Below are 12,023 nucleotides of genomic sequence, written 5' to 3' on the forward strand. Positions count from 1 at the left end.
TTTCTAATTTTTTAAATTCTAAATTGAAACTCTTTGGTGAACTCTTCTCCACTAAAAAAGTTTCCGCCAGCTTGCTGATTTAAAAAATAGCCCATACTCATAATGATTATGGGCTATTTACAACCAAACTTAAACTTAACTTAAACTTATTTTCCGCGGAACTCTACTCTTCCCATCGTTATTCCGTCTTTAGTAAAGGTTTTTCCTCCACTTCTTATTACAAGATAGATTTTACCTGTAATGTCAAATTTCACAACATTAGATACTGCTTTAGTCACATCATTTTTAACACAACCGACAGTAGATAATCTTCCTAAAAATGCACTTTTAGCACAACCATCCCAAGTACTCAGACCCATTACTTTGTTATCCTTATACTCTACTCCATCTGCTGGTAGAGTTTTACCTGCATATACTTCAAACCATGATTCATCAGATCCGCTAGCAGAACTTACCAACATATCAATTGTATACTCTTTGTCTTTTACTACATCAATAGCCTGATAAATTCCTTCCTGGGCATTTCCTCCCGGAGAATGAATTGTTGCGCTTCCTGGTGCAAACAACCAAAATGCAGCACCAGTAGGGCTTAATTTTAATGATGTCCATTGCGCATAATCTGCTGCATTAAGAAAGTACCCGCCTTTTACTAAATTTGCTCTGGCTGGATCAGAAGTCGCTACTACTATATCATGTGAAATTTGTGTTGTTGCAGCTCCTGCACCCACAGCTATATGTGTCACTTTATACGTTCCCGCATCAGGAAATGAAATCTCTTCATTCATTTTTCCTAAATAAGGGCCATATCCAATATCCCATCGGGATGAAACAATTCCAGGTGTTTTTGACGTTAAAAGGTAAGTGTTAACTTTTCCTGCAACAGGTGTTATGGTAAATTCAGGATCCATATTCGATCCAATTAAATCGTTACCATTAACTTCTTCATCACAACTATTTAGCGTACCTAATACGACGAACATTATTAGGCATAGACTTCTTTTTAAATTTATATTTAGATTCATCTTTTTTAGTTTTTGATTAATTAGTCTATTAGTTATAAAAAGGATTTTGTTCCAATTTAGTACCATTTAGCTCTGTGTAAGGTATTGGGAAAATTTCATCTTTACCTGCAATGAAACCTCTGTCAGATAATGCTGCTGCCGCATCTCCCCATCTTACTAAATCAAAGAATCTATGTCCCTCGCCAGCTAACTCCACTCTTCTCTCGCTTTTGATAGCTGCTAATGTTACAGGTACAGAACCTAAACCTACTCTGGCTCTAACGGCATCAAGTAAAGCTTGTGCTCTTGTTCCTGATCCTAAAGCTTCTGCCTCCATTAAATAAGTATCAGCAAGTCTGATAACATAAGAGTTTTGCTTGTAATTCAACTCTGCATTACCTCCTCCGGTACGAACATCTGATTGTCTTGGAAGATATTTATTCAAGAAATAACCTGTGTCCTGATAAGCAGGAATATAATCTGCCTTACCTGCTGCTTTTAAAGCTTTTAAATCTAAGATTGTAGCTTCAAATCTTGGATCATTTTTCATTGCATCATATAACTTTTGAGTCGGAATACTAAAAGCCCATCCTGAAGGAAGATCCGGAGCAGTAGAATTTGCTGTTCTTGAATACCCTCTTGGTCCTACCATTTGGTTTAGTGAGTTTCCTTCATCTTTACCACTTCCCCAAAATGTCCAGTCAGAGTTACCGGCACTTGAATGCGATACTTCTATTATTGACTCTGCATTGAATTTATTTGAAGTCACCCATAAATCACTAAAAGCAGGCAGTAATTTATTTCCATATTGATTTGTTGCTCCCGGTGTACCGTTTACTTCTGCTAAAACAGCGGCAGCTTCGGCATTTTTACCTTCAAACAAATATACTTTTCCTAATAATGCTTGTGCAGCTCCTTTATTAAATCTTCCTGCTTCAGTCGCTGGATCAACTTTATTTGGCAAAGAAGGAATTGCTTCTAGTAAATCTTTTTCTATTTGTGCATAGATTACCTCTGGTTTTACTTGCTCAGGGGAATAAATAGTCTGAGTTGTTAAAGGTTCTAAAATCAAAGGAATATTCTTAAACAATCTTACCAGATTAAAGTAGTAAAATGCACGTAAGGTTTTTGCTTCTGAAATAAATCTGGCACGTAAGCCATTATCCATCTTTGTTCCAGGAATTTTAGCCAATAATAGATTTGCTCTTGAAACACCTTGATAATGATCATTCCAGTAACTACCAGGAATACTTATTGAAGAAAGTGAGTGTGTAGAGAAATTTTGAATTCCATTTCCATCAGTAGAACTTCCTCCACCAGCATAAAAATCGTCTGATCCTGCATTTAGCATCGCTACTAAATTTTCGAAACCACCAGTGTTTTTTCTCAATGGATCGTAAATTCCAAGTAAAGCTGAATAACATTGTCCCTCATTTGCGAAATAGGTATTTGTATCAAATTTTCCTTTTGGGTCAATGGTTACAAAATCTTCAGAACAAGATCCTAAAATAACCATTGCTATCGCAACAAATATGTATTTTAATTTTATAGTTTTCATGATTTTTATTTTTTAAAATTGAACACTAGCTCCAAACAAAAATGTTCTTGCTTGTGGATAAACTCCTTTATCTACACCATAAACCTGACCTCCAATTTCCGGATCATATCCTGTATATTTTGTAAAAGTGATCAAATTTTCTCCAGTTAAGTAAAAACGAATTTTATCAGCACCAATTGTAGATGATATTTTAGCAGGCATTGTGTACCCAAGCTGAACAATTTTTAAACGTACATAGTTTCCATTTTCAAGATAAAAATTAGACATATTAGTGAAATTTTTATTTGGATCATTGTTTGTTAATCTAGGATAATCGTTTGATGTTCCTTCTCCAACCCAACGATCTAAAGCACTGGTTTGATAATTGGCAGTCAGGATATCAAGTCTTCGTAAACCCTGAAAAATTTTACTTCCTGCTGATCCCTGAGCAAATGCCATGAAATCAAAATTCTTGTAATCTAAATTTACAGTAAGACCAAAAGTGTATTTAGGAATATTGCTACCCAAAAATTGCTTATCATCATCATTAATAGTACCATCACCATTAGTATCTGTCCAACGGAAATCTCCTGGTCTTGCGTTTGGCTGAATCAAACCTCCTGAAGCATTTTTGTATGCAGCAACTTCTGCTTCATTTTGAAAAATACCTGCCGTTTTATAACCATAAAACTCGTTGAAAGAGTGACCAACTTGTGTTCTTGTTACTGGCCCCATAGATTGGAAAGAAGCATCTCCAACAATAAACAATGAATTTTCTCCTACATATGTAATCTCATTTTTTAAATAGGCAACATTTGCATTTATACCCAGATTAAAATCTCCAAGCTTTTTCTTGTATCCTAATTCAACCTCAAAACCGCTATTATCCATATCTGCAACATTCGCAGATGGTGCATCAACAACTCCTACATATCCAGGAATAACAACATTTCTTAAAATTCCTTTTGTTCTCTTTTTGTAGTAGTCTAAAGCAAGTGTAAAATCATTAAAAAGTTTTGTATCAAGACCTACGGTAGTTTGTGAAGTTTCTTCCCATCCTAAATCCGAATTTGGTAATGTAGAATTTCCATAACCAGTCGTAATTGAACCAGTGTTTCCAACAGCATAATTATATCCTCCTACAACTAAACCTCTATATTTAAAGTCATCGATATTATCATTACCAACCACTCCGTATCCTCCGCGTAGTTTTATAGAATTAACAACATCATTTTCTTTCCAGAATCCTTCTTTCGAAATTACCCATCCTAAAGAGAATGAAGGGAAAACCCCGAATTTTTTATTTTCACCAAAACGAGTCGATCCGTCACGACGAATAATTCCTGTAAAAAGATATTTCTCTTTGTAATCGTAATTTGTACGTAAAAACAATGAAGCTAATTTGTGTTCTACAAAATCACTTGATTTATTTACACGATCAGTTTGAGGAATGTCAAAATTAAAAGAAGCATCTTTATAAGTTGTTACTGGCAGACCATACATAGTTACACCAATCATACCACCAATGTTTTCAACATAAGCTCCTTGTCCTGCTAAAACGTTTAAACTATGATCTCCGAATTTATTAGAATAAGTCAAAATATTTTCAAGAGTCCACGAAAATGATTTATTATTTTCCTGACTGATATTATTTCTGTCTTCTTTCATGTTTGGATTTAAGAAAAAAGTAGGTGTAAAACCTTGTTTTCCCCAATATGCTATTTTACCACCAATTGTAGTTCTGAATTTCAGATGGCTAGTTATATTAGCTTCTAAATAAGCATTACCAACAAAATCATCAGACCAGTCAAAACCTCCTAATCTCGTTTGAGTATAAGCCAAAGGATTCGTCATTTCTTGCTGTACTACAGGAGAAATTCCGTAAGGATTTCCGTTTGGATCTTTAACAGCATTTGGATTGGCATAAAAACCAGTATTAATAACTGAAGGATCAGTAACAACTAACGGAGTAATAGGATCTAAGTTAATTGCAGAACTTAAAGGTCCACCAAATTCACTGTTTGTATTTCCAATACCTTTAGTTTTTTGGTGTGTGTAACCAAAAGTTTGACCAAACGTAAAATAATCTGAAATTTTATGTGTTGAATTTAAACGAAAATTCTTCTTTGTATAGTTTGAAATTTGCGTTGCAACAATCCCTTCCTGATCTTGTATTCCAAAAGAAACATAAAAAGTAGATCTTTCTCCACCACCACTAATACTTAATTCATGCGTATATCTAAAAGCCGAATCATTAAAAATGGCATCTTGCCAATCTGTACCTTTACCATACGATGTAGGATCATTATATTTTTTACCTCCACCGTCTGCATACGATTTCTCATTCATTATCGTAGCATATTGTGATGCATTTAGCATATCTAATCGTTTTGCAGCGGCAGCGACACCGGCAAAACCATTATAATTTACTGAAATTTTTCCTGATTTTCCTTTTTTGGTTGTAACCAAAATAACTCCGGTTGCAGCACGAGTACCATAGATGGCAGCAGATGCAGCATCTTTAAGAACTTCGATAGACTCGATATCACTTTGATTGATAAAACCAATAGCGTTTGCGTCTACAGCGATACCGTCAACAACCCATAAAGGATCGTTTCCGCCTTCTCTAAAAGTAGTTATACCTCTAATACGTACTTTTGATTTTTCACCTGGTTGTCCTGAAACAGCAGCTACAGATACACCTGCAACTCTACCTTGTAAAGATTGTTCAACTCTACCATTAGGAACTTTTTCAAGATCTGAGGCTTTTACACTAGAAATTGCCCCAGTAACCACTGATTTCTTTTGCGTTCCGTAACCAACAACTACAACTTCGTTAAGTGATTGTGATTCTGGTTTTAATTGAATAGATAATTTTGTTCTTCCGTTTATAGCTTCAGTAACTGTACCATAACCTATAAAAGTAATTGTCAAAACTCCGTTTGAAGGTACTTGTAGTTGGAACTTTCCATCAAAATCAGATGCAGTTGACTTCGTAGTACCTTTTAATAAGATAGTTGCACCTGGAACTGGCATTCCACTTTCATCATTTATTATTCCACTTACTGTGACATCCTGAGCCACGGCTATAACCGAGAATAACAAAGATGAAACACAAAAAATAAGTAATTTTGTTAATTTCATTTTTCTAAAAATTTTGGTTAATTAATTAGTAATTTAATGCAATAATAATGTTAATTTTTCACTACCCGCAACAAATTTTCACTACAAAAACACATCAAATCAAATTTTAATACATTACAAAAACACATCAAATTTTACATAAATAATTGATAATTAACTATTTAAAATTTAAATTTAAGATGTTATGGAAATGTTAATTATAAAAATAAACACTACAGTAGTATGATAATGCTTATTTTTATAAAAAAAACAACTTTCTACATCGTGATAGTAGAGAGCAATTACTCATAAACCACTAAATTTTAAATAGTTAACTATTAAAAAATTAAAAAAAACCAAAAACTGATGCAATTGATAAAATCACATTTTATTATTACTTTTTTTACATTATTCTCAATTACATTTTACGGACAAGTTAAAAGCATAGGACTTCCTGACGTAAGAAATTACAAACGAAATGAATATAAGGGAGGAACGCAAAACTGGAGTATTGATCAGGATAAAAACGGAAATTTATATTTTGCCAATAATAATGGACTTTTACAATTTGATGGATCTTCCTGGCGCAAATATCCACTACCCAATCTAACTTCTGTAAGATGTCTAAAAATTGATAAGTCAGGAAAAATATTAGTGGGCGGGTATAATGAGTTTGGATATTTCAAACCTGACAATAAAGGAAAGCTGGAATATACTTCCCTTTCTAAAAAGGTGGATAAAAATAAAATCAAAATCATCGATTTTATCTGGAAAATCCATTCTTTAAACAATCTGACTGTTTTTCAATCTTTCGCAAGGGCCTATATTTTAAAAAATGGAAAACTATCCATACTACAAGCTCCTAAAAGGTTTCAATTTTCATTTGTAGTAAATAATAAACTTTACTTTCAGGATGTCGAAAAAGGCATCTTAGAGTATCGAAACGAAAAATTATATCCATTACCCAATACCACAGTTCTAAACAATACCGAAATATGGGGAATGTATTCTTTAACAAAAGACAAAACACTTATAATAACACTTGAAAAAGGATTGTTTATTTATGAAAACAACACCATTCAACCCTGGGAAACTGAAGCCAATAATTTTGTTAGAAAAAACAATTCTTTAGGCGGTGCTATAATAAATAAAAACTTTATTGTTTTAAACTCTGTACTGGATGGGATTATCATTTGCGATTTTAATGGCAGAATAATTCAGCATCTAAACAGAAAAAAAGGATTGCAAAACAATACCGTCCTGACTTCTTTTATTGATAGCAAAAACAATTTATGGCTTGGATTAGACAACGGTATAGCCTTTTTAAACGAAAGTTCTCCATTTACTTATTTTGGATTTAGTTATGATATCAGTACCGTATACGCTTCGGTAATTTATCAGGGAAATCTATACGTTGCAACAAATCAGGGTGTTTTTTATCATGCCTGGAATAATAGCTTCAAAGAAGATGTTTTTAAACTTGTTGAAGGAACCACCGCCCAGTCATGGAACGTTCAGGTAATCGAAAACGAACTTATCTGTTCTAATAATAGAGGTGCACTCGCCATTCAGGGAGGAAAAGTAACTCATATTATAGATTCTAAAGGATATTTTGGTTTTAAAAGAATACCAAATCATCCGGGCTTTTTTATTGGTTCTAATTATGATGGATTTGCTGTTTTTCAAAAAACAGGAAAGGGCCTGATATTCAAAAATCAAATTTCAGGTTTTGATAAATCATCCAATAGTTTTGAGCTTGATGACTCTTATTTGTGGCTCAAAAAAGACGAATCAATTTATAAAATGCAGCTTAGCAATGATTTGACAAAATTTACCTCCATCAAAAAAATAAATCAATTATCTCCTCAACATAAAAATATTGGAAGTCTTCAAAAAATTGGCGGTAAAATTTACTTTCAGACCAACAATCACTTTTACAAATTCTCAAAAGAGCAGGATTTGTTTTATGAAGACCAAAAACTGTCGGCATTATTCAAAAATATTCCAAATATAAATGCTTTAAGCGAAGATTCGCAATCGAATTTATGGTATGCATTTGATGAATCTTTAGGAGTATTAATGAAATACAATAATCAATACAAAAATGTCGTTGCCCCTTTCTCGAACTTAACTGGTAATCTGGTAAATAGTTATTTATCTGTAAATACAATCGATTCAAAAAATATTTTTATCGGCTTAACGGATGGATTAGCTCATTATGATTCTGACCTGCTCAACAATTTTGTAACCAAACCTAAAGCATTTATACGAAGTTTTTCATTTCCCGGCGACACTATCGTTTTGGGAAACAATCAGCAGAAAACAGAAAATATTCGTATTCCCTACTCTTCCAATCATGTACGCTTTACATTTTCATCTCCTATATATGAAAATCTTGAAAATGTCGAATTCTCCTATCAATTAGAACCTTTTGATGACAAATGGAGTGATTGGTCTACCATTTCTATTAAAGAATATACCAATTTAAGAGAAGGAGAATATACGATGAAATTAAAAGTCAGAAACAGTTACGGAATTCAATCTGAGCCTTCAACGATTTCCTTTATGGTTTCTCCTCCCTGGTACAGGCACTTTTTAGCATATATGTTTTATTTTGTACTAATTATGATAGCGGTCTATTTAATTTCTGCCAGGGTAAAAATGAAAATCCGAAAAAACAAATATTACGAAACTATCGAACAGAGAAGATTATATCTTGAAAAAGAATCTAAAATAAGGCAGGAACAATTTGACCTGGAAAAAGAAATTGAAAAGCTTAAAAGTGACAAACTTCAGATAAAAATTCTAGCAAAAGATAAAGAACTAGTAAACAACTCCTTACAAGTAGTAAAGAAAAACAAAATCCTAAACGGAATTATTCATAAACTGAAAGAAATCGATGTTGAAGCGCTAGACGATTCGACCAAATTTCAAGTGAGCAAACTGAATAAAAGTATTGTAAAGGAAGTAAACACAGATAAAAGCTGGAAGGACTTAGAAAAACATATAAAAAACGTTCACTTTGAATTTTTGAAAAGATTAAAAGAAAAATATCCCACGATTTCGCCAAGAGAACTGGATCTCTCTACTTATTTATTGATGAATATGTCAACAAAAGAGATCGCCGAAATCATGAATATTTCAACAGGCGGCGTAGAATTAGCACGTTATAGGTTACGAAAAAAACTCGGTTTAAATAAAAAGGAAAATTTAATTGGTTTTTTAATGAGCATCTAAAAACAAAAAATCCATCAGTTTCGGCTGATGGATTTTTATTATTTAATATATTCCAGTGTTCGCTCTAAAGCCATTCCTCTGGATCCCTTTATGAGAATAGTATTGTCCTTGAAATGTATTGTTTTAAGATGTGCTACAAAAGCATCAAAAGTTTCAAAAAACTGAATATTTTCTTGAGCAACTTTATTTTCATAAAATGATTTACCAATCAAATAGCACTCTGATTTGTTTTGATTTAATAAAGAATCTACAATTAACTTATGCTCTTGTTTGCTCTCATCACCCAACTCAAACATATCTCCCAAAATCATCACTTTATTTTGATTTTCGAGTTGTAAAAAATTAGTTATTGCAACTGCCATACTGCTAGGATTAGCATTGTAAGCATCCAGAATAATCTGATTAGAATCAATTCGTAACAATTGCGATCTGTTATTTTCAGGTATATATGTTTCAATTGCTTGTTTCATATCCTCTTCTTCAACCTTAAAATAGTATCCAATTGCAATAGCCGCATTAATATTGTTAGCATTATAAAGCCCAATTAGATGCGATTCTACACTAAAATTATCGTAATCTATAACAACAAAAGGATTGGCTTTGATACTGTTAATTTTTAGATCAGCATTAGCATTATTGATTCCGAAAGTAAATGATTTTATTCCCGCAGATTTTTCGATCTGAATAGGATCTTCGAGATTTACAAAAACCAATTTATCATTTTTTGCGAGATATTCGTACATCTCACTTTTGCCCTGAATAACACCCTCTACACCACCAAAACCTTCAAGATGCGCTTTACCAAAATTCGTAATATAGCCAAAGTCAGGCTGAGCTATTTCACATAAAAATTCGATTTCTTTTTTATGATTTGCACCCATTTCAACAATACCAATTTCAGTATCTTTTGTAAAAGACAACAAAGTCAGAGGCACTCCAATATGATTGTTTAAATTTCCTACTGTAGCCTTGGTTTTATATTTCTTAGCAATAACGACATTAATAAGTTCTTTAGTCGTTGTCTTACCATTGCTTCCCGTTAAGGCAATTATAGGCAATTTAAGATAATCGCGATGAAACTTTGCCAACGCTTGTAAGCTTTCTAAACTGTTCTCAACAAGAATTGTTCTTTCATCAATAACATACGATGCATTATCAACAACGACAAATAAAGCACCTAATTCAAGTGCTTTGACAGCAAAGGTATTCGCATCAAAATTTTCACCTTTGATAGCAAAAAACATAGAATCCTTTTCAATTTTTCTGGTATCAATTGAAACCGATTTACATTGCAAAAATAAATTATGAATGTCCTGAATATTCATTTATAAAAAAATTTATATTTATAAAATAAGCAATAAAAAAATTCCAAATTCCAAAAGCTGAGTAATTCAGTTGGAATTTGGAATTTTTTATATTGAATTTTCTAGAATTTAGTTTCTAGGCGATTTTCTTTTTTCAGCTTTTGCACCTACTCTAGACATAGCACATCTAAATCCGATGTAATCTGTTGCCATATCCTGAGGGAAATATCTTCTTTGAGCCGGATCTAACCAATATGCTCTATCTCTCCAAGAACCACCTTTGTAAACTCTCACATTATCATCGATAAGTGTAGTACGTTTACTAGAGTTGTCATATTTTCTAACCATTTGACCTAAACTGTCTGTTGTTACATTATGCTTAGGAGAATTGTACATTGACTGATCAGCTTTTGTTCCTCCATCAGGATCACCAAAATCAAAATATTTAGATGATTGTTTATCACCATCTCTATAGTTGATGTTATCACTTGTACTGAAATTTTGTCTCAAGTAAGTTTCATTTTCATCAACTGGAACCTGAGCAATTTCTCCTGGCAAGTTTGTTGCAACTTTTTTACCGTTACTTAAAGTCTTGTACTGAATATTATCTTTAGTGATAATTTCAATTTTACCATCTTTACCAATTTTGTTTTTAGCATATTGATTTCCTCTAAAGTAGTTAAAATCATTCGCTTCATTATCAATAATAGGTCTGTAAACATCGGCAACCCATTCGGCTACGTTTCCAGCCATATCGTATAATCCAAAATCGTTAGGCGCATAGCTTTTTACAGCATTTGTAATATCTGCTCCATCATCAGACCAACCTGCAATTCCACCGTAATCACCGTTTCCTTGTTTAAAGTTAGCCAATTGATCTCCTTTGTTTTTACGTTTGCTTGAACGTGTATAATCTCCGGACCAAGGGTATTTCTTTTGTCCTTTATATATATTGTATTCTCTTTGTCCAACATCAGCTGCAGCAGCATATTCCCATTCTGCCTCAGTAGGAAGTCTGTATTCTGGCAATATAATACCTGAAGAACGTTGTGCGTACACATTTTTTTCTTCCGGAACTACACCATCTTTTCCTGCTTTAGGTCTTCTTCCGTTTGGATTTTTCTTTAATACAATCTCTTCACTACCACCACGTGCAGTACTAGGAGACATTAAGTAAGCCTCAGTATTAAATGAATTATCAGCAGTAACATCGTTTGTTTTAGCACCTTTTTGAAGGAAACCGTTTTTCTCTAAAACTGCTTCGTTTACACGGTCAGTTCTCCATTTACTAAATTCAACAGCCTGAATCCAGTTAACACCAACTACAGGGTAGTTTGCATAAGATGGATGTCTTAAATAGTTATTAGTCATCGTTTCGTTGTATCCTAAACGATTTCTCCATACTAAAGTATCAGGAGATGCTCCTTCGTAAATATTTTTGTAATTTTCTTCTGTTGGAGGGAAAACTTTCTTTAACCACTCCAGGTATTCTAAGTACATACCATTGGTAACCTCTGTTTCATCCATGTAGAATGACTGAACGTGTTGTTGGGTTGGTGTGTTATTCCAATCGTGCATAACATCATCCTGTACTTTACCCATAGTAAATGTACCTCCCTCAACAAAAACTAAACCAGGACCAGCCTGTTGTTTTTTTCCTGCGTTTCTGGCAGCAGTTCCATTCTGACTATCTACATCCCAACCAGTTGCTCTGGAAGCTTGACTGGAACTCGATTTTTTGCTACAACTAGCCGTGCCCAACATCAATATCATTGACATCATTAATTGCAAGACTACAATTTTGTTTACTTTCATACTCAT

At 33.3% G+C, this 12,023-nt stretch carries 6 protein-coding genes; 1 reads left to right on the plus strand and 5 read right to left on the minus strand.

What is annotated here, in order from left to right; translation table 11 throughout:
• Positions 1–146: 146 nt before the first annotated feature.
• The 3 genes from FLP_RS03195 to FLP_RS03205 are packed head-to-tail and all read right to left on the minus strand — an operon-like array spanning position 147 to position 5,682.
• Positions 147–1,022 (minus strand): hypothetical protein, encoded by an 876-nt coding sequence (locus FLP_RS03195; RefSeq protein ID WP_123921644.1) that lies wholly within the window; start codon positions 1,020–1,022, stop codon positions 147–149.
• A 28-nt stretch (positions 1,023–1,050) separates the two neighbouring features.
• Positions 1,051–2,559 carry a RagB/SusD family nutrient uptake outer membrane protein gene (locus FLP_RS03200; RefSeq protein ID WP_065448089.1) on the minus strand — a complete coding sequence of 503 codons (1,509 nt, stop codon included), beginning with the start codon at positions 2,557–2,559 and terminating at the stop codon, positions 1,051–1,053.
• Between the two features lie 12 nt (positions 2,560–2,571).
• Positions 2,572–5,682, minus strand: a complete 3,111-nt coding sequence (locus tag FLP_RS03205) for a SusC/RagA family TonB-linked outer membrane protein (protein WP_065448090.1) — start codon at positions 5,680–5,682, stop codon at positions 2,572–2,574.
• A 345-nt stretch (positions 5,683–6,027) separates the two neighbouring features.
• Between FLP_RS03205 and FLP_RS03210 the strand changes: the two genes are divergently transcribed.
• A complete protein-coding gene (locus FLP_RS03210; protein ID WP_065448091.1) occupies positions 6,028–8,898 on the plus strand; it encodes a triple tyrosine motif-containing protein in 2,871 nt (956 codons plus the stop codon).
• Positions 8,899–8,936: 38 nt separating this feature from the next.
• On the opposite strand, the gene FLP_RS03215 is transcribed toward FLP_RS03210, so the two are convergent.
• Both FLP_RS03215 and gldJ read right to left on the minus strand, forming a co-directional pair.
• Positions 8,937–10,223, minus strand: a complete 1,287-nt coding sequence (locus FLP_RS03215; protein ID WP_065448092.1) for a UDP-N-acetylmuramoyl-tripeptide--D-alanyl-D-alanine ligase — start codon at positions 10,221–10,223, stop codon at positions 8,937–8,939.
• Between the two features lie 108 nt (positions 10,224–10,331).
• Positions 10,332–12,017, minus strand: coding sequence for a gliding motility lipoprotein GldJ (gene gldJ, locus FLP_RS03220; protein WP_065448093.1), 1,686 nt, complete (start codon positions 12,015–12,017; stop codon positions 10,332–10,334).
• Between the last annotated feature and the right edge of the window lie 6 nt (positions 12,018–12,023).

This window comes from Flavobacterium piscis, from assembly GCF_001686925.1.
GTDB lineage: Bacteria > Bacteroidota > Bacteroidia > Flavobacteriales > Flavobacteriaceae > Flavobacterium > Flavobacterium piscis.

What these genes read in the sequence shown, in the direction of transcription:
- FLP_RS03195 (WP_123921644.1), bottom strand. Translation starts at nt 1,022, where the DNA reads ATGAATCTAAATATAAATTTAAAAAGAAGTCTATGCCTAATAATGTTC.
- FLP_RS03200 (WP_065448089.1), bottom strand. Translation starts at nt 2,559, where the DNA reads ATGAAAACTATAAAATTAAAATACATATTTGTTGCGATAGCAATGGTT.
- FLP_RS03205 (WP_065448090.1), bottom strand. Translation starts at nt 5,682, where the DNA reads ATGAAATTAACAAAATTACTTATTTTTTGTGTTTCATCTTTGTTATTC.
- FLP_RS03210 (WP_065448091.1), top strand. Translation starts at nt 6,028, where the DNA reads ATGCAATTGATAAAATCACATTTTATTATTACTTTTTTTACATTATTC.
- FLP_RS03215 (WP_065448092.1), bottom strand. Translation starts at nt 10,223, where the DNA reads ATGAATATTCAGGACATTCATAATTTATTTTTGCAATGTAAATCGGTT.
- gldJ (WP_065448093.1), bottom strand. Translation starts at nt 12,017, where the DNA reads ATGAAAGTAAACAAAATTGTAGTCTTGCAATTAATGATGTCAATGATA.